Below are 18,427 nucleotides of genomic sequence, written 5' to 3' on the forward strand. Positions count from 1 at the left end.
ATAAACTATCAGGAAAGGTAATGGCAGTTCAGGTAAGCGATTTCGACCGGTTGTCCTTCACGCTGTTCATGGCGCTGGCGGTGCATGCCATTGTGGTTCTGGGCATTACCTTTGCTCCGGAGTCTCCCCGTTCGTCTGCCCAGACCATGGAGATTACGCTCTCGCAGTTTGATGATGAGCAGGCTCCGGATGAGGCGGATTTTCTGGCCCAGACCAGCCAGCGGGGTAGTGGCACGGAAGAAGAGGCCATGGAGATGACCACGCCGGAACCTGCGGAAATCAGCCAGCCCGAAATGGCCCAGGTGCAGCCTGAGCTCCAGACCACCACACAACCGCAACCCCGGGAAGAGCGTGCGGTGGTCCAGACCGAAACGACGGCGAGCCGGCAGGTAGAGCAGCCCGAAGACCGGTCAGAGCCTGAGCCGGAACCGTTGCCACGCAGTGAGCGCAAAAGCCTGATGGAGCGGAGCCTGGAAATTGCCAGCCTGGAAGCCCGGTTTGATGCCCAGCAGCAAGCCTATGCTCGCAAGCCAAGGGTCATGCGGGTGACGGCGGCCTCCACCCTCAGGTCAAGCAATGCCTGGTACGTTCAGAACTGGGTAAACAAGGTTACCCGGGTGGGCAACATCAATTATCCGACTGAAGCGAGGCAGGCCGGAATCTACGGAAATCTGCGTATGCTGGTTTCTCTGCGCAAAGATGGCACAATCAAGGAAGTGGCGATACTCCAGTCGTCCGGCAGCACGGTACTTGATGATGCCGCCATTCGCATTGTGCGCATGGCCGCGCCCTTTGCACCCTTCCCGGAAGAGATGCAGCAGGAAGTGGACGAACTGGAGATCATACGTACCTGGTCGTTCCAGCAGCGGGGGCTTACATCCGGATGACAGCGTCCAAGCAAACCGACGGTAATCTCAGGCATCACTTTCTGGTGGCGTCACCGTGGCTCGCCGACCCCCGTTTCCATGGCGGTGTTATTTACCTCTGTGAGCATTCCGAAGAAGGGGCCCTGGGGCTGATGATCAATCAGCCTCTGGATATCCACCTGGGAGAAATCCTCGAGCAGCTGGACATGCATGGCGGTGAGTTGGACCTGCCGGTGTTCACCGGTGGCCCGGTGCAGCCGGAACGGGGTTTTGTGCTCCACTCGCCTGGCCAGCAATGGCAAAGTACGGCACTGGTGACCGATGACGTTCTGCTCACCACCTCCCGGGATATTCTGGAAAGTATTGGTCGCGATGAGGGACCGGATGAGTTTCTGGTGGCTCTGGGTTACTCAGGCTGGGGTGAAGGGCAGTTGGAAGAAGAACTCGGCAGCAACGCCTGGCTGACCTGCCCGGCGAGCACCGATATCCTGTTCCGGACACCGGTCAGCCAGCGTTATGAAGCGGTACTCAGGTTGATTGGTGTCGATCTGAACCAGCTCAGTGATTCGGTGGGCCATGCCTGAACAAGGTAACCGTCGGCTGCTGGCCTTTGATTTCGGAACCCGTCGCATCGGTGTCGCTTCCGGTCAGGAACTGCTCGGCACCGGCCAGCCCCTGGCCATGATCCCGGCGAGGGACGGTATCCCGGACTGGCAGCAGGTCGAGAAACTTCTGGCGGAATGGCAGCCGGATGTCGTACTGGTCGGGTTACCGCTGAATATGGATGATACCGAGAACGACATGTGTGCCCGGGCCCGCAAATTTGGCAAGCGCCTGCACGGTCGTTTTCATGTGCCGGTAGAGATGGTGGATGAGCGACTGACCAGCTTTGAAGCCAAGGGCGATGTGATGGCTGCCGGTGGCAGCCGTGATTTTGGTCGCCATGGGGTGGATGACCGTGCCGCAGTACTGATATTGGAAACCTGGTGCCGGGAACAGGCCGGCTGATCTGACTGATGAGGCTCTGATGACCGCATTGATGGATATCAACCAGTTGCTGGATGAACTGGAAACCGGGTTACGCCGGATTCTTGAGCAACGTGGTATCGACAACCCTGTGTTGATTGGCATTCGCACCGGTGGCGTTTGGCTGGCCGATGTCATTGGCAAGCGCCTGGGTATAGATCAGCCGTTTGGTGAACTGGATATCTCCTTCTATCGGGACGACTTCAGTCGCATTGGCCTGAACCCGAAAGTGAAGCCCTCCAGCCTGCCTTTTGACACCGAAGGCCGTGACATCATCCTGATTGATGATGTGATCATGAGTGGGCGAACCATTCGAGCCGCGATGAATGAGATCTTCGATTACGGTCGTCCTGCCAGTATCATACTGGCCACCTTGATTGATCTGGGTGCCCGGGAGCTGCCGATTCAGCCCGATGTGGTCGGCCACTCCCTGGCGCTGGAAGCGCATCAGCGCGTCAAGTTGCGCGGCCCCGAGCCGTTGCGCATCGAACTTCAGGACTCCGGGCAGTAACACCCCCAATTGACGACAGGCGAGCCATGACCGCAAACGATCCCTCCCCGAACCACTTGCAGCTGACCCGGGATGGTCAGTTGCGGCATTTTCTCACTTTGGACGGCCTGGGCCGGGAGCTGCTGACCGACATTCTGGATACCGCCGATTCCTTTATCGAAGTGGGTGAGCGCAGCATCAAGAAGGTGCCGCTGTTGCGGGGCCGGACCGTCGTTAACCTGTTCTTCGAATCCAGTACCCGCACCCGCAGTACCTTTGAGCTGGCCGCCAAGCGGCTGTCTGCCGATGTGCTGAACCTGGACATCAACACGTCGGCCACCTCCAAAGGGGAATCCCTGTCAGACACCCTGCTTAACCTGGAGGCCATGGCCAGCGACATGTTCGTGGTGCGGCATTCCCAGAGCGGGGCGCCGCACTTTATCGCCGAAAGCGTGACACCGGGCGTGGCCATCATCAATGCGGGCGATGGCAGGCATGCCCACCCCACCCAGGCGATGCTCGACATGCTCACCATTCGCCAGCACAAGGGGCGTTTTGAAGGCCTGAAAGTGGCCATTGTCGGCGACGTATTACACTCCCGGGTTGCCCGTTCCCAGATCCGGGCCCTGAACGAACTGGGCGCAGAAGAGGTGCGGGTGATTGCCCCCGGTACCCTGTTGCCCAGGGATGTGGAAGATCTTGGCTGCACCGTGGAATATGACATGGCCCGCGGCATGAAAGACTTGGACGTGGTGATCATGCTGAGGCTGCAAAAGGAGCGTATGGAAGGGGCACTGCTGCCCAGCGAGCGGGAATTCTACCGCCTGTATGGCTTGAATCAGGAGAAGCTGGCGCTGGCCAGGCCGGACTGCATTGTGATGCACCCGGGCCCGATCAACCGGGGTGTCGAGATTGAATCGGCGGTGGCGGATGGTCCTCAATCGGTGATCTTGAACCAGGTAACCAATGGTATTGCCATCCGGATGGCGGTCATGTCCATGGCGATGGGTGGGCAAATGGCAGAGCGACAGCAAAAACAGACAGACAGCGAGGGACATCGGGCATGAGTGGCAGCCAGCAAGATAACAGCACCAGCCTGGTGATTACCGGTGGCACCCTGTTCGATGCTCATGGGCAATTGACCGACAATCCCGGGCTGTTGGTTCGCGACGGAAAGATTGCCGCTGTCGGTTCTGAGGCGCAGCAGGCCGGTGTAGCCCGGAGTGTTGACGCCAGTGGCTGTGTGATTTCCCCGGGGTTTGTGGATTTGTGTTGCAACCTCCGGGAGCCCGGCAATGGTCAGAAGGGCAATATTGCCTCGGAAACCCGGGCAGCCGCCCACGGTGGTTTCACCACGGTCTGCGCCAGCCCGGAAACCTCTCCGGTCAATGATTCCAGCGCCGTGACCCATCTGATTCGCGAGGGGGCCGCTACCCGTGGTGTGGTGAATGTATTGCCTGTGGGAGCCATTACCCGTGGCCTGGAGGGCGACTTGCTCAGCGACATGGCCGGCCTGAAAAACGCCGGTTGCGTGGCGGTGGGTAATGGTTCCCGTGGCGTGCGCAATGCCCGGATTCTGCGCCGGTGTATGGCCTATGCCCAGACCTTCGATCTGACAGTGATGTTCAGCCCTGAGAACCAGGCCCTGGCCGCGGACGGCTACGCTCACGATGGTCAGGTGGCGACCCGCCTGGGCCTGCTGGGCATCCCGGAAGTGGCGGAGACGGCTGCGGTTATGGAAATGTTGTTGCTGGCAGAAGAAACCGGCGTGCGGCTGCACTTGAGCCAGTTATCTTGCGGACGCAGCGTCGAGATGCTGGCGGACGCCCGGAAGCGGGGCATCCAGGTGACTGCGGATGTCGCCATGCATCAGCTGGTGTATACCGAAGACGCCCTGGCAGGCTTTGACAGTCGTTTTCACGTGCGCCCGCCCCTGCGTTCCGAGGCCGACCGTCAGGCGCTGTTGGCAGGCATTCGCGAGGGTGTGATTGATGCCATTGTAAGCCAGCATCAGCCCCACGACAGCGCCGCCAAGCAGGCACCACTGCCGGCCACCGAGCCTGGCCTGTCCAGCATCGAGAGCGTGTTGTCCCTGGGGTTGGGGTTGGTGGCGGCTGGTGAGCTTGAGATGCCTGATCTGCTGTCTGCGCTGACCCTTGGTCCATCCCGGGTTTTGGGCCGGGAATGGGCGCTGGCTGAGGGTGTGGCGGCAGACCTGTGCATTTTCGACCCCAAAGGCCATTGGGTACCGTCCCCATCTACCCTGGTGTCAGCCGGACACCATGCCCCCCGTTTCGGATGTGAGCTGCCGGGGTTAATGAAGCTGACGCTGGTTGGCGGACGGACCGCCTGGCAATAGTGACACTGCTGAAAATGCGGCAGAGGTTGGCCAACCTCTGTCGACGCCATCACAGATTACCCTGTTTTTGCTGAAAAACTCTTGAAGAGAGGCACCTGAGCCAACGTATTCTATGGCTCGGCCACTTATGGTCATCAAAAGGACGACGGAAAATGCCGGCGGCCTGCTGTGCCGGTGTCCGACAATAATAATTCAGGAGTCATCCCGTGAAATCAGTCAGTTTATCCCGCCGTATTGCCATGGCGGCTGCTTTGTGCGCCACCCTGGTTACCCCTGCTCTGGCGAAAGCCGAAACCGAGATTCTCGAGCGCAGCTTTTGCGTGTTTGATCCCGTGGGCGCCAACGGCCCGCTGTTTGCCATTACCAAAGAGTTCCAGCCGGTCGCCATGCAGCGAGGCATCAGGCTGAACCTGCGGGCTTACACCGATGAAAAGGTTGCCGCCGAGGACTTCAAGGCGGGCCAGTGCGACGCAGTGCTGCTCACGGGCACCCGCGCCCGTGAGTTCAACAAATTTACCGGCAGCCTGGAGGCCATGGGTGCCGTCCCTGGCGAGCAGGAAATGCGCCTGTTGTACAACACCCTGAGCCAACCCCAGGCACGCCAGTTCCTGGTTGAAGGGCCCTACGAGGTGGCCGGTGTATTCCCCGGTGGTGCTATCTACCTGCACACCCGTGATCGCAACGTCGACTCGGTTGAAAAGCTTCAGGGTAAGCGTATCGCCACCCTCGACTATGACAATGCGTCGGTACGCATGGTTCGTCATGTCGGCGCGTCAGTGGTGGGTTCCAATTCCGCTAATTTCGCTGGCAAGTTCAACAATGGCAGTGTCGATCTGGCCTATGCGCCTGCCGTGGCCTATCAGCCATTGGAGTTGTACAAGGGCGTCAACGAAAAGGGCGGTGTTTTCAAGTACGCCTTGGCATATATGAACTTTCAGGTGATTATCCATACCGACCGTTTCCCGGATGATGCCGGTCAGATGGTGCGCGATGAATCGATCAAGCGGATTGATCAGGCCTACGAGATCATCGCCGAGGCAGAAGCTGGCATTCCCGAAGAGGTATGGATGCACCCGCCCCAGGAAGATGTGGCCGAGTACGACCGGATGCTGCGCCAGGTGAGGCTGTCTCTGCTGGAGGATGGCGTGTATGACGAGCGTGCGATCAAACTGATGCGTGCCATTCGTTGCCGGGTGGACGGTTCGCGTTCGGAGTGTGCGTCTTAAGTCTGAAGGGCGTTGCTGGGCCTGTCAGGCAGGAGCTGGCCCGCCGGTTGGCGGGCCGGATCCGGTTAACGGATCGCGTCTTTCAGGGCCTTGCCGGCCTTGAATCCGACGGTCTTGCTGGCGGGGATCTGGATGGTGGCGCCGGTTTGAGGGTTGCGGCCTGTGCGAGCCTCGCGGGAGCGAATGCTGAAGGTGCCGAAGCCAATGAGCGTGGTGTCTTCACCCCGGGCCGCTGCTGCAGACAGCTGATCGGTAAAGGCGTTGATAACTTCGCTGGCTTTTTCCCGGGTCAGGCCGGTTTTATCGGCAATGGCGGCGGCAAGCTCTGGTTTGCGCATCGGATACTCCTGTTTGATTTCGTTCTGATTATTGTGTTTGACCGCAAGGCAGACCCTGCGGTTGAAGCAATCTATAGTGGCTTTGGCCGAAATGTGCAAACCCTGTTCGGTTACGAACTGTGGCCGCAGGCGTCATTTGCGGGGTTGGTCTCATAAACCGGAGCCCGGTTTGGTCATAATGCATGGTCGGTTACAGGATGTAACAAAACGATTCTGGCGGCGCCAGGCGCTGATGTTTTCTGAATAACACAAGAATAAAAAGGTGTTGATGCTATGAATGATTTCCGCAAAGCCGGTTCCGGAATTCGTGGGCTGGTGGCCGCTGTTGGTGCCAGCCTGGTACTCACCGGTTGTGGTGCCGTCAACCACATGATCTACAAAACCACCGGTGATGTGATGCAAGGGTTCTCGCGCAATCACACGGTGCCTTACCTGCTGGAATCGGATGACCTGGCCATGGGTTGCTCCATGAGTGAGGCGACAGCCCCACTGCTGATGTCGTTTGGCCGCGTGACCCGCGAACCGGACCAGCTGGCGGTTATGTTGTACCTCTCGGCGGGCGGTTGTGCGGAGGAGCAGGCCCGGGAGCATGAACTGGCTGCGGAGCGGGCAATGTATTCCATGAACGCCGGTGAGGCCCAGGATGCGATGATCCGGCAGAAACGGGCCCATACCCAGGCGGCGAAGCGTTACCTGAAGGGCTGGCAGCATCACCACGCCCATTACGGTGATCCGGATGGCGGGGAATGCCCCAAGTTCAAAGACGATCTGGATGAATTCATTTACCTGGCTGGCTTGTTGTCCGGGTTGCAGGCATTGAATGCCCAGATACAGGCATCGTCCTCAATTGGTGTGCCGTTCAACACCGGTTCCGTGGTTGGCCGGGCGACCCAATGCCTGGACAACAAGAAATGGTGGGGCGCACCGATGGGGCTGCGGGCAACGGTCTGGGCCATGATTCCGGGCACCCAGCCGGAAGGTGAAGACGCCTTTGAACGACTGGCTATCGCCAGCAAGCAGGGCGAAGAGGCGGGCGTCAGGCTCGGCCACGTTTTCCACGCGATCGCCGCAGTAAACAAGAACGACGAAGCCTTGATCAAATCGGTGATCCGGGACCACGCCGAATCGTTGAAGAATGACTCGTCCAGCGACCAGTGGCGGTTTGTTGATGCCATGGCCAGCAACATGCTGGTGGCCATTTCTGATCGTTTGTGGGTCGAGAACACCGGCCACCGGACCCCCATCGGTCAATTCGGCAGCTTCTGGGATGATCAGCGGGCGCCGGTCGAAACCATGGATCTGGATGATCTGCTGTAACTCCTTCAAATTCCAGGGTAGGTTTTATGACTAAGGGTGGTCTGCAACGTTCCGGGCTGGAATGGTTCTCTTCCTTGCCGGCGTGTCTGTTGCTGCTGGCTGTGGTGTTGTTCTCGACCAGCAGTGATATCCATAACCAGATGCTGCGCGGTGGTGAGCAGCTCTGGAGCGGATACTACAAACTCCGCATGGATCCGGTGCAACCGGAGTGCAACCCGGACCGGGATATTGAAGCTGCGGTTGCGGAGGAAATGGCGGCAGGGGCTCCAGACGATGACCCCATGGCGGCTTTGCTTGGTGCACATGACAAGGATCCGGCGGATGTCCGGCTGGCCATCGAGCGATCAGTCGGTGAGTGTCAGGCGGCCCATGCCAGCTATCTTGAGCTGCAGGATCAATTGACGCCCGGGGTGAAAGCCTATCGTGCGGTGGAATTGTTCGTGGCTGATCTGATCGCCTTCGGCCTGGCTGGCCAGCGTTATATCCTGGTGATTCTGGTGATGCTGTGTGCGGTTACCGCAACCCTGACCCGACACCACATCGCCATGCGGGCGATGGAAACCAGGCTCGATTACATCGTTTCCCATACCCTGCAGACCATTGCCAACGCCATGCTGCTGGGCTCCAGTGCCATCTTCCGGCAATCCAGCCTGGGTAGCAGTACTGCGGTTTCCGGTGAGGAGCTGATGCTCCACAATCTGTGGATTGTCGGTTTTGCCTGTCTCACCCTGGCCAGCCTGTATCGGCTGTTCCGGGTGCCCTCCAATCTACAGGAGGGTGGCCGGCTCGGGCAGGCCTTCCTTGCGGTGCCATTGTATACCGTCATGTGCCTGATCTCCGGCACTTATTTTGCGATGATCGGCCACTCCTCGGGTATTGGTATCTACCTGGGTAAGATGATGGAGCTGGCGGACATGTTCCTGAACGTTGGGCTGTACGTTTGGGTAGGCATGATGCTCAAGCAGACCCGTCTGGCGACCCTCGTGTTCAACGTATTCCGGCCCTGGCGCATGCCCCCGGAAATGCTGGCGGTTGTTGCCGTATTGGTGGCCGCTGTGCCGACGGCTTATACCGGTGCTTCCGGGATCTTTGTCATCGCAGCCGGCGCCGTGATTTACAGCGAACTGCGGGCCGCGGGCGCGAGACGGCACCTCGCCTTGGCCGCCACGGCCATGTCCGGTTCGTTGGGCGTGGTTCTGAGGCCATGCCTGCTGGTGGTGGTGATCGCCTACCTGAACCGGGAAGTGACGACCGACGAATTGTTCGGTTGGGGTATCTGGGTATTTGTCCTGACCGCGACCATGTTTGGTCTGGTGGCGATGTCGGTCAACCGGCAGAGCAAATTCGACCTGGCGCCGACCGCTCAGGCTTTCCCGGCCTCGTTCCGGGCACTCCGGCCACTGCTGCCCTACGTCCTGGTGATCGCCGGTGTTGTTCTGGTGTATCGATTCGCCCTGGACGTGAAGATGGATGAGTTCTCCGCGCCACGGTTGCTGCCGGTGATCATGCTGGCGATTCTGGTCTATGAGCATGTCAGTCTGAAGAAGCGGACCAGCCCGGAACCAGGGCAGGCTCGCCATCCGGGCCTCGAGCGCAGTATTCGTGGCGCAACCAACGATACCACCGCTGAAATCGGAGCACTGCTGTTGCTCCTTGGCTTGTCAGTCAGCATTGGTGGTGTCATCGAGCGTTCCCACATCATGGAAGCCTTCCCGCAGGCCTTCGATAGCGCCTGGTCTGCCATGTTGCTGATGGTGGTCATCCTGGTAATCCTGGGTATGATCATGGATGCTTTCGGTGCCGTGATTCTGGTCACTGCTACCGTAGCCACCATTGCCTATTCCAGTGGTATTCACCCGATCCACTTCTGGATGGTGACGCTGGTGGCCTTCGAACTGGGTTACCTGAGCCCACCGGTGGCGCTCAATCACCTGCTGACCCGTCAGGTGGTGGGTGAAGCCGAGGTGCTGGCTGCCCAGCGTGAGGGTGGCACCTTCTACCAGCGCCATGAGCGTATCATCATGCCGCTGATTGCCATGGGTATTTCCCTGCTGCTGGTGGCCTTCGTGCCGCTGTTGTTCTACGCCACCTGACCCGAGGGGCTTCGGCCCCTGCCAGTATCAGACAACAAAAAAGCGCCGTGCTCTCGCAGGGCGCTTTTTTTGTTGGGGCAGGCTCAACTGAGCTTCGGGCCCGCCTCGACGATGGCATCTGCCACATCGAATTTCTTGAAGTTATCCACGAACTGGGCAATCAGTTCCTGAGCCTTGCCGTCGTAGTATTCCGGGCTGGTCCAGGTGTTGCGTGGGTTCAGCAGTTCGGTGTCGACACCAGGGATGTGCTTGGGCACGTCCAGGTTCAGGGCGTCCAGATGCTCGGTTTCCACGTCGTCCAGGTCGCCATTCTGGATGGCGGCGATGATGGCTCGCGTGGTCGGAATGCTGAAACGCTTGCCTTCGCCGTAGGGGCCGCCGGTCCAGCCAGTATTGACCAGGAATACCTTGCTGCCGAACTCGTCGATCCGCTTCATCAGCAGCTCGGCGTATACGCCGGCCGGACGCGGGAAGAAGGGGGCACCAAAGCAGGTTGAGAAGGTGGACTTCAGCTTGGAAGACGAGCCCATCTCGGTTGAGCCAACCAGCGCGGTGTAACCACTCAGGAAGTGGTAAGCGGCCGCTTCACGGCTCAGGATGGATACCGGGGGCAGAACGCCAGTCATATCACAGGTCAGGAAGATGATGTGTGACGGCTCACCGGCGCGGTTCTCCAGAACCCGCTTCTCCACGTGCTCCAGCGGGTAGGCGCAGCGGGAGTTTTCGGTGAGGGATACATCGGTGTAATCCGGCTCACGGGTTTCCGGGTCAATCATCACGTTTTCAACGATGGCACCAAAACGGATGGCATCCCAGATGATCGGCTCGTTCTTCTGGCTCAGGTCGATGCACTTGGCATAGCAGCCACCTTCGATGTTGAACACGGTGCCAGGGCCCCAGCCGTGCTCGTCGTCACCGATCAGGAAACGGTGCGGATCGGCAGACAGGGTGGTCTTGCCGGTACCGGACAGGCCGAAGAACAGGCAGGTTTCGCCGTTCTCGCTGACGTTGGCGGAGCAGTGCATCGGCAGTACGTCTTTCTCGGGCAGCAGGAAGTTCTGTACAGAGAACATGGCTTTTTTCATTTCGCCGGCGTAGTGCATGCCTGCCAGCAATACCTTGCGCTTGGCAAAGTTGATGATCACGCAGCCATTGGAGTTGGTGCCGTCACGCTCGGGCACACACTCGAAGTTGGCGGCGTTGAGGATCTGCCATTCCTGCTTGTCGGCCGGGTTGTAGTCATCCGGGCGGATAAACAGGTTGCGGCCAAACAGGTTCTGCCAGGCGGTTTCCGTGGTCATTTTGACCGGCAGGTAGTGTTCGGGGTCAGAGCCGACGTGAACGTGGGAGACAAAACTGTCTTTTTCAGCAATGTAGGCTTCAACACGATCCCAGAGGGCGTCGAACTTGTCGGCGTCGAACGGGCGGTTGATCGGGCCCCAATGGATGTCGTCAGCGGTGCTGGGCTCCTCGACGATAAAACGGTCCATGGGAGACCGGCCGGTACGTTCGCCGGTGGTGACCACCAGGGAACCGTTGGCTGCCAGTTGTCCTTCATTTCTGGCCAGTGCCACTTCAACCAGTCTTGCTGTACTCAGATCATTATAAGTGTTGCTCACTTCGACCTCGCCCTCGGGATGTCTTCGTGATTGCTCAGGCCGTCCCCCCGAAAAAAATTGACGGAAATCTGAACAATCGGGTCAATTCAGGCGCGCTATTATGCCAGAGACGCCGGTAAAAAACGACTGCCCTGAAAGCCGCGCCAGATGCGGCTTCCGGGCAAGTTGAGTGACTGCTTAGTGTAACGTATGACCGGTGAAAAGGTGATCAATGTCATTTCTATTGAAGCGATAGTTTGCGTGACAGAACTGGCAGTCCATGTTGATGCTGCCCTGCTCGTCGAGGATGCTGTAACACTCGTCTTTGCCGATGGCCTCGAGGGCGGCGAGGGTGCGCTCCCTGGAGCAGCTGCAGCGAAAGGCCACCGGTTCGGGATCGAACAGCCGCACGGTTTCCTCGTGGAACAGCCGGTGCAGAAGGGTTTCGCTGTCGAGCGTCAGCAACTCTTCGGCCTCGACAGTGCGCGCCAGGTGATTGACCCGGTTCCACAAATCATCGTCTTCTTCGGTATGGCCCGGCAACCGCTGCAGCATCAGGCCGGCGGCGGTATCTTCGTTGGCGAACAGGAACAGGCTGGTGGCAATCTGCTCGGAGCGCTCGAAATACTCCTCCAGGCAGCCGGCCAACGTATTGGCTTCTCTGGGCACCACGCCCTGATAGCGTTGGCCCTGGTCCGGGGTGATGGTTATGGCCATGCGGCCGGTGCCCAGAAGTTCGTTCAGGGTATCGCCGGTAACGGCCTGATCGTCATGGCGGGCAAGGCCCCGGATATGGCGGTCGTGGCTGCATTCGGCCATCAGTGTGCGCAACGAGCCTTCGCCGGCCGCCTGCAAGGACAGGGTACCCTTGAACTTCAGGCTGCTGCTCATCAACACACTGGCCACCAGCGATTCGCCCAGTAACCGGCGAACAGATTCGGGGTAAGGGGCCTGGGTGCTGATGTCACTGAAACTGTTGCCCAGTTGAACCCAGGCACCCCGAACCTGGCTGTGTTCGAAAATGAAACGTTGGAATTGATCTCGGGATGCCATGGTGTCTCCTGACGCTGTCTGTGGGGTTGATGGTACTGCCCGCGCGGAAGGGTAATGTGAGGCGGGCGTACTGTTTACGAGCTTTGGTGTGATCCGGTTTTACAGGCCGTTCTGGTCCCGGAACCGCTGAATATCCCGGCGGTCTTTCTTGCTCGGCCGGCGGGCGGGTGGCAGTTGGGCTGCCTGCATGGTCTTGCGCTGCCAGGCCAGTTCTTCGCGTTTTTTTACGCTGTCATTGGTTTCGTGGTAAAGCTTCTGGGCCTCCGGAGCACCCCGGCGCCGGTCGCTGATCTCATCCACGATCACGATTTTTTCCTGCCAGCCCAGGCGCAGGGTTACTTTGGCGCCGGCTTCGACAATCTTGCCGGGCTTTGTGCGCTGGCTATTGTAGTGCACCTTGCCGCCTTCGATGGCTTCTTTTGCCAGGGAGCGGGTTTTGTAGAAGCGGGCGGCCCAGAGCCACTTGTCGAGCCGTACCTTTTGTTCGTCAGCGCTGGTTGCCGTCATATCTCCTCACCGGGTTGGCACCTGCCATCGTGCCTATGTATTAACCGGATTATAACCGGCCCGTCATCGGGATGGCAGGGGCTGTTGCGAACGCAGTGATGGCAGCACTTCATCAAAATGGCGAATGCCGGGGATCTCAGGGTGCTGTGCATTGGGTGCCTGGGTGCTGTCGGGCTCAAGAATGGCCAGGCATTGGCCGATGCCTGCCTGGCGGGCACTCTCCAGCACGGGAAAACTGTCGTCCACCATCAGGGTTTTGTCTTGCCGGTACGGGACTTTTCTGCCGAGGTCTCGCCAGAAATCCCGATCTTCCTTGGGTTTGCCGAATTCATGGCTGGAAACGATGGCATCCACATGTTGGTCCAGGCCGGTGCGCTCCAGTTTCAGCGCCAGGGGGTCCGGGTGGCAGTTGGTCACAATGACCGAGCGCAGTCCGGCCCGGCGCAATGAGGCTAGAAAATCGGACGCGTGGGGGCGGTAGCCGATGCGGTCACTGACTTCCGCCTTCAGCTGGTTGATATTCACCGACAGCCGTTCGCTCCAGTAGTCGGTGCAGTACCAGTTCAGGGAGCCCCGTTCCGCCATGATCATGGCCAGCAGGGTATCTTTCGCCTGTTGGGGATGCAGGTTGTACTGCTCGGCGTAACGTCTGGGCAGGTGCTCAAGCCAGAAGTGCGAGTCAAAGTGAAGATCCAGCAGTGTTCCATCCATATCAAGGAACACCGTATCAAGGGTTGACCAGTCCACCACCATAAACAAAAACAGCCTGAAAGATTTCTTTCAGGCTGCCTCAGATTCCGGCGGCTGGCAAGCCGGGATTCTACGGATCGCCGGGGTAGGCTCAGTCGGCAGCTTGCTCAACGGTTTCGGACTTGCGGCCGGTACGCGAGCAGCCCAGACAGCGAACGAAGGTCGCCTTGGCAGGACCCACAACCAGCACTTCGCCGGCTTCACCGGCGTTTCCGCCGAGCGCAGAGAACGGCAGGGATACCAGGTAGACGGCACTGCCGACAATGGTGGTGGCCAGCAGGGCCGGACGCAGCAGAACCGCATCGGCCGTCATGGCCAGCGCTGACGGGCTCTCATCGACCGCTCTGGCGTGGCCCAAGGATGAAAAAGCCAGCAGGCAGGCTGCCACTGTTGCAACCAGAGTGCGGGAAATCTTGCGGGTCATGACGATTCTCTCCTGTTAATTCTTTGTTAACTATGAATCATATTGCCTGAATTTCAAACGGTTTTTGTTCGTATTGTGTGAGTTGTGTGATGTTGGTTTGCAGTTTCAGCGTTGGCAACGAGGGCAGTACACGGTTGAGCGATTGTTCATCCGGATTTCCTTCAGTACGGTGTTACATTCCGGGCAGGGGGCGCCACCATGCCCATAGACCAGCAATGACTGGGCAAAATAACCCGGCTTGCCGTCGCTGTTAACGAAATCCCGCAAGGTGGTGCCGCCCATCAGGATGGCAGCGCTCAGGGTTTCCTTTATGGCTTCAGTCAGCCGGTGATAGCGGTCCAGGCTGATTCGCCCCGCTTTTCGTTTCGGGTGTATACCGGCCTTGAACAGTGCTTCGTTGGCGTAGATGTTGCCAACACCGACCACCACGTGGTTGTCCATGATGAAGGATTTGACCGGGCTCTGTTTGCCCCGGGACAGCCGGAACAGCCAGGCACCGTCAAAGTCCGGTGACAGCGGTTCCGGGCCCAGATCCCGGATTAACGGGTGTAGGGAGCAGTCGTCGGCCCACAGCCAGCAGCCAAAGCGACGGGGGTCGTTGAAGCGCAGGGTGCGGCCATTGGCAAGACAGACATCTATGTGGTCGTGGCTGGCGGCCGGGCTGCCGTCGGTGATCACCCGCAGGCTGCCGGACATGCCCAGGTGCACAATAACAGTGCCGCCATCCAGATGCAGGAACAAATATTTCGCCCGGCGGTCTACGGACCGGATAACCTGGCCCTGCAGGCGCTCCGGTAGATCCTCGGGAACCGGCCAGCGCAGTCGGGCATTACGAATCACGACCCCGGTTATGGCCTGACCTTCACAGTGGGGCGCAATGCCCTGACGAGTGGTTTCTACTTCGGGTAATTCAGGCACGAAGCCTCCGCTGGTAAACGTATTCTGGGGCCATAAGTGTAAATAGTAACAAAAAAGCCACCAAACGGTGTTGTTGACGCGTACAGCTGTACGCTAAAGTTGGTAAAGCATGTTCCCTTCGAGTGTTTGCGAATCTCCCTCCGCAGTATCGCCTTTCGAAGTTGATGAATTCTTGAGGATAATTTATGTGGTTTAACGGTCTCCTTGACCTCTCGGTATGGCAGTTGATAGCGGTCACCCTGGTGCTTACCCATATCACCATTGTCAGTGTCACGCTCTATCTGCATCGCCACTCGGCCCATAACGCCCTGGATCTGCATCCGGTGCTCAAGCACTTTTTCCGCTTCTGGCTGTGGATGACCACTGCACAGAACACCAAAGAGTGGACGGCTATCCACCGCAAACACCACGCCAAGTGTGAAACCGAGGAAGACCCCCACAGCCCAGTGGTCCTGGGTATCCGCAAGGTCCTGCTGGAGGGCGCAGAGCTATATGCCGAGGCGGCCACCCCGGAAACCCTCGAACGCTATGGGCAGCGCACTCCGGAAGACTGGATTGAGCGCAACGTGTATAGCCGTTACAAAATGCTGGGTATTGTGCTTATGGCGGTGCTAAACCTGGCACTGTTCGGGGTCCACGGTATCTGGATCTGGGCCGTACAGATGATGTGGATTCCAGTATGGGCTGCGGGCGTGGTCAATGGCATTGGCCACTATCTGGGTTACCGCAATTTCGAATGTGCGGATAATGCCCGCAATATTTCGCCCTGGGGCATCCTGATCGGCGGCGAGGAACTGCACAACAACCATCATACCTATCCGAATTCTGCCAAGCTGTCCCGTCGCTGGTACGAAGTGGACATTGGTTGGGGCTACATCCGCCTGTTCCAGTTGTTTGGTCTTGCCAAGCCCAAGGGCTACCGGCCGATTGCCCATTACGTTCCGGGCAAGCAGGAGGTGGATGTGGAAACCGTGCAGGCCATTACCAATAGCCGGTTCGACATCATGCGTCAGTACCGTAAGCGGGTGATGGAGCCGGTTTTGCGTCAGCAGCGTTCATTGATGGACGACGAAATTCGTCCCCGCTACCGAAAGCTGAAGCAGCTGTTATCCCGGGAAGCCACGTTGATCAAGCCCAGAGACAAAGAACAGCTGGAAACAGTATTGGAGCGCCACGAGATCCTGCGGCAGATATACGAGAAGAGTCACGAACTGCAACGGCTGTGGCGTCAGCGCGGGCTGAAACCCCAGGAAAAACTGCAGGCGCTGATGGAGTGGTGCAAAGAGGCGGAAGCCAGCGGCATTCGCTATCTGGAAGAGTTCGCGGCGCACCTGCGGGCCTACTCCCTGCGCCCGGTTGCCTGACGCGCCCCGCCGATGAGGTACAAGAAAGCCAGATGGGTTCGCTCATCTGGCTTTTTTGTTTTATCGCGACAGCACTAACCCGTTTCCGGGTTAACCCGGTACAGGCTGTAGGTTACCTGGCCCGCGGTCTTCTGCCTGTGCAGCATCCAGCCCGCAGGCACCGGGGGTGTTGCCCGTTCGCTCTCATGTTCCACGTACACCCAGCCACCCGGTTTGATCCATTGGCCGGATTCCAGAAGCGGAAATAATCGTTCCAGCCAGTCCTGTCGGAACGGTGGGTCCATGAACACGATGTCGAAGGGTGGGCGCTGCCGATTGGCCAGAAAAGTTTCTGCGTCCTGGCACACCACCACTCCCTTGTCAGATTTCAATAACCGGAGATTGTCTCGCAGGGCGCTGGCCAGTGCCGGGGTATGGTCGACCAGCGTGGTGCTGGCAGCACCGCGGGAAAGCGCCTCCAGGCCCAGGGCTCCGGAGCCGGCAAACAGGTCCAGACAATCGCTGCCGGCAATCTGGAAGTTGAGCCAGTTAAACAGGGTTTCGCGGGTACGTGCAGGGCTGGGGCGAACACCGCCGGCATCCGGAAATCTCAGCTTTCGGCTGCGCCAGTCACCGCCGATAATACGCAGCTCCCCGGTACCGCTGGAGAGCGCGCGCGCCGCAGGCGTCGGGCCGGTCTTGCGGTTTGCCGGTTTGCGTCTGGCCATGGTTGTGCTCCGGAGTTCTGAACAGGTTGAATTGTGGGTGATTATGTTACCGGAAAGCAGTCGGCAGGGGATAATGGGCCAGCCCCTCACTTAGGCCTGCAGGTCTGCTAGAATGTGCGCTTTATTTTCGCCCGCCCCTTTCAGACAGATGGTAAGACTATGACGGCAGAGTGGATTTCAATCGGCCTGTTGGCCCTTCTAGTTCTGTTCTTTGTGCTGGATATCGCCGGTAACCGTAAGCGTGTCCCCCGGCCGAAAGCGGTGGTCCAGCGCAAGCCTGAGGTCGCTCGGGGTCCCGCTCCAGCGGAACCAGAGCCAGCCCGGGAAACGCCGGAAACCGCTCCAGCAGAGCCGGTCGCCGAAGCACAGCCCGAGGCACCTTCTGCGGAGGCAGAGTCCGTCAAGGAAGTGCCGGCGGCCGAGTTAGCCCAGGAGCCAGAACCGGCTCCAGAGCCGGAAGCCCAGGTCAGTGTTTTCGAGCGGATCAGGAAGGGTCTGGGTAAAACCCGCGCCAGCCTGACCGGCGGCCTGGCGGACCTGTTCTCGGTGGGCAAGAAGATCGACGAGGACTTGCTGGAAGAAATCGAAACCACCCTGTTGATGGCCGATGTGGGCGTTACCGCCACTTCCGAGATCATTGAGTCGCTCACCGACAAACTTGAGCGCAACCAACTCAAGGACGGTGCGGCCCTGCGTAAGGCCTTGCGTGACGAGCTGCATGGCCTGCTGAGGGACGTCACCAAGCCGCTGGATATCCACACCGACAACAAGCCTTACGTCATCCTGATGGTGGGCGTGAACGGCGTCGGCAAGACCACCACCATTGGCAAGCTCACCCGGAAGTTCCAGGCGGAGGGCAAATCCGTCATGCTTGCGGCCGGTGATACCTTCCGTGCGGCGGCGGTGGAGCAGTTGCAGGTGTGGGGAGAGCGCAATAACGTGCCGGTGGTGGCCCAGCATACCGGCGCCGACAGTGCTTCGGTGATTTTTGACGCTATCCAGTCCGCTCAGGCCCGGGGTACCGATGTGGTGATAGCAGACACCGCAGGCCGCCTGCAGAACAAAGACAACCTGATGAACGAATTGACCAAGGTTGTCAGGGTCATGAAAAAGCTGGATGAATCGGCGCCCCACGAAGTGATGCTGGTGCTGGACGCCGGTACCGGCCAGAATGCCTTGAGCCAGGCCCAGGTCTTCCAGCAGGCGGTGGGCGTCAGCGGTATTACCTTGACGAAACTGGACGGCACCGCAAAAGGCGGTATTGTATTTGCCATTGCCCGCCAGCTGCAGCTGCCTATCCGCTTTATCGGTGTGGGCGAGCAGGCCGAAGACCTGCGCAGTTTTGATGCGGAAACCTTTGTCGACGCCCTGTTCGACGACTGAAGCACCGG

General features: G+C 59.1%; 19 protein-coding genes. 11 read left to right on the forward strand and 8 right to left on the reverse strand.

The window, feature by feature from the left end:
• Positions 1 to 20: 20 nt before the first annotated feature.
• The 7 genes from ACZ5Q2_RS05280 (at position 21) to ACZ5Q2_RS05310 (ending at position 5,967) form a co-directional block, all read left to right on the forward strand.
• Positions 21 to 887: an energy transducer TonB gene (locus ACZ5Q2_RS05280; protein ID WP_061331964.1), complete on the forward strand. Its 867-nt coding sequence runs from the start codon at positions 21 to 23 to the stop codon at positions 885 to 887.
• Positions 884 to 1,450 carry a YqgE/AlgH family protein gene (locus ACZ5Q2_RS05285; protein ID WP_061331963.1) on the forward strand — a complete coding sequence of 189 codons (567 nt, stop codon included), beginning with the start codon at positions 884 to 886 and terminating at the stop codon, positions 1,448 to 1,450. The genes ACZ5Q2_RS05280 and ACZ5Q2_RS05285 overlap by 4 nt, the downstream gene beginning before the upstream one ends.
• Complete coding sequence (gene ruvX, locus ACZ5Q2_RS05290; protein WP_061331962.1) at positions 1,443 to 1,874, forward strand: Holliday junction resolvase RuvX; 432 nt, start codon at positions 1,443 to 1,445, stop codon at positions 1,872 to 1,874. The genes ACZ5Q2_RS05285 and ruvX overlap by 8 nt, the downstream gene beginning before the upstream one ends.
• Before the next feature lie 19 nt (positions 1,875 to 1,893).
• A complete protein-coding gene (pyrR, locus tag ACZ5Q2_RS05295; RefSeq protein WP_061331961.1) occupies positions 1,894 to 2,403 on the forward strand; it encodes a bifunctional pyr operon transcriptional regulator/uracil phosphoribosyltransferase PyrR in 510 nt (169 codons plus the stop codon).
• A gap of 26 nt (positions 2,404 to 2,429) precedes the next feature.
• Positions 2,430 to 3,449, forward strand: a complete 1,020-nt coding sequence (locus tag ACZ5Q2_RS05300) for an aspartate carbamoyltransferase catalytic subunit (RefSeq protein WP_061331960.1) — start codon at positions 2,430 to 2,432, stop codon at positions 3,447 to 3,449.
• Positions 3,446 to 4,741 (forward strand): dihydroorotase, encoded by a 1,296-nt coding sequence (locus ACZ5Q2_RS05305; RefSeq protein WP_061331959.1) that lies wholly within the window; start codon positions 3,446 to 3,448, stop codon positions 4,739 to 4,741. Before ACZ5Q2_RS05300 ends, ACZ5Q2_RS05305 begins: the two co-directional genes overlap by 4 nt.
• 206 nt (positions 4,742 to 4,947) lie before the next feature.
• Positions 4,948 to 5,967 carry a putative solute-binding protein gene (locus tag ACZ5Q2_RS05310; RefSeq protein WP_061331958.1) on the forward strand — a complete coding sequence of 340 codons (1,020 nt, stop codon included), beginning with the start codon at positions 4,948 to 4,950 and terminating at the stop codon, positions 5,965 to 5,967.
• Between the two features lie 65 nt (positions 5,968 to 6,032).
• Here the strand turns inward: ACZ5Q2_RS05310 and ACZ5Q2_RS05315 are convergent, their stop codons facing one another.
• Positions 6,033 to 6,305 carry an HU family DNA-binding protein gene (locus ACZ5Q2_RS05315; RefSeq protein ID WP_058090771.1) on the reverse strand — a complete coding sequence of 91 codons (273 nt, stop codon included), beginning with the start codon at positions 6,303 to 6,305 and terminating at the stop codon, positions 6,033 to 6,035.
• 273 nt (positions 6,306 to 6,578) lie between these two features.
• On the opposite strand from ACZ5Q2_RS05315, the gene ACZ5Q2_RS05320 reads away from it, so the two are divergent.
• Together ACZ5Q2_RS05320 and ACZ5Q2_RS05325 are read left to right on the forward strand one after the other, a co-directional pair.
• Positions 6,579 to 7,622 (forward strand): hypothetical protein, encoded by a 1,044-nt coding sequence (locus tag ACZ5Q2_RS05320; RefSeq protein ID WP_061331957.1) that lies wholly within the window; start codon positions 6,579 to 6,581, stop codon positions 7,620 to 7,622.
• Between the two features lie 26 nt (positions 7,623 to 7,648).
• Positions 7,649 to 9,715, forward strand: a complete 2,067-nt coding sequence (locus ACZ5Q2_RS05325; RefSeq protein WP_061331956.1) for a TRAP transporter large permease subunit — start codon at positions 7,649 to 7,651, stop codon at positions 9,713 to 9,715.
• An 83-nt stretch (positions 9,716 to 9,798) separates the two neighbouring features.
• Here ACZ5Q2_RS05325 and ACZ5Q2_RS05330 read toward each other — a convergent pair whose 3' ends face one another.
• From ACZ5Q2_RS05330 to mutM, 6 genes are all read right to left on the reverse strand, one after another.
• Positions 9,799 to 11,334: a phosphoenolpyruvate carboxykinase gene (locus ACZ5Q2_RS05330; protein WP_061331955.1), complete on the reverse strand. Its 1,536-nt coding sequence runs from the start codon at positions 11,332 to 11,334 to the stop codon at positions 9,799 to 9,801.
• 177 nt (positions 11,335 to 11,511) lie between these two features.
• Positions 11,512 to 12,366 carry an Hsp33 family molecular chaperone HslO gene (hslO, locus tag ACZ5Q2_RS05335; protein WP_061331954.1) on the reverse strand — a complete coding sequence of 285 codons (855 nt, stop codon included), beginning with the start codon at positions 12,364 to 12,366 and terminating at the stop codon, positions 11,512 to 11,514.
• A gap of 99 nt (positions 12,367 to 12,465) precedes the next feature.
• Complete coding sequence (gene hslR, locus ACZ5Q2_RS05340) at positions 12,466 to 12,873, reverse strand: ribosome-associated heat shock protein Hsp15 (protein WP_061331953.1); 408 nt, start codon at positions 12,871 to 12,873, stop codon at positions 12,466 to 12,468.
• A gap of 63 nt (positions 12,874 to 12,936) precedes the next feature.
• Positions 12,937 to 13,623, reverse strand: coding sequence for a GMP/IMP nucleotidase (yrfG, locus tag ACZ5Q2_RS05345; protein WP_230715161.1), 687 nt, complete (start codon positions 13,621 to 13,623; stop codon positions 12,937 to 12,939).
• Positions 13,624 to 13,714: 91 nt separating this feature from the next.
• Entirely contained in the window at positions 13,715 to 14,047 is a 333-nt protein-coding gene (locus tag ACZ5Q2_RS05350) for a hypothetical protein (protein WP_061331952.1), read from the reverse strand.
• A 105-nt stretch (positions 14,048 to 14,152) separates the two neighbouring features.
• On the reverse strand, positions 14,153 to 14,965 hold the full coding sequence (gene mutM / locus ACZ5Q2_RS05355; RefSeq protein WP_230715103.1) for a bifunctional DNA-formamidopyrimidine glycosylase/DNA-(apurinic or apyrimidinic site) lyase: 813 nt from the start codon (positions 14,963 to 14,965) through the stop codon (positions 14,153 to 14,155).
• A gap of 185 nt (positions 14,966 to 15,150) precedes the next feature.
• Here mutM and ACZ5Q2_RS05360 point away from each other — a divergent pair, with 185 nt between their 5' ends.
• Positions 15,151 to 16,329 carry a DesA family fatty acid desaturase gene (locus tag ACZ5Q2_RS05360; RefSeq protein WP_230715104.1) on the forward strand — a complete coding sequence of 393 codons (1,179 nt, stop codon included), beginning with the start codon at positions 15,151 to 15,153 and terminating at the stop codon, positions 16,327 to 16,329.
• A 74-nt stretch (positions 16,330 to 16,403) separates the two neighbouring features.
• Here ACZ5Q2_RS05360 and rsmD read toward each other — a convergent pair whose 3' ends face one another.
• The gene (gene rsmD / locus ACZ5Q2_RS05365) at positions 16,404 to 17,036 is read right to left on the reverse strand and encodes a 16S rRNA (guanine(966)-N(2))-methyltransferase RsmD (RefSeq protein ID WP_230715105.1); all 633 of its coding nucleotides are present in this window, start codon (positions 17,034 to 17,036) and stop codon (positions 16,404 to 16,406) included.
• Positions 17,037 to 17,195: 159 nt separating this feature from the next.
• Between rsmD and ftsY the strand changes: the two genes are divergently transcribed.
• Positions 17,196 to 18,419 carry a signal recognition particle-docking protein FtsY gene (gene ftsY, locus ACZ5Q2_RS05370; protein ID WP_230715113.1) on the forward strand — a complete coding sequence of 408 codons (1,224 nt, stop codon included), beginning with the start codon at positions 17,196 to 17,198 and terminating at the stop codon, positions 18,417 to 18,419.
• Positions 18,420 to 18,427: the final 8 nt, after the last annotated feature.

The organism is Marinobacter alkaliphilus (assembly GCF_055394375.1).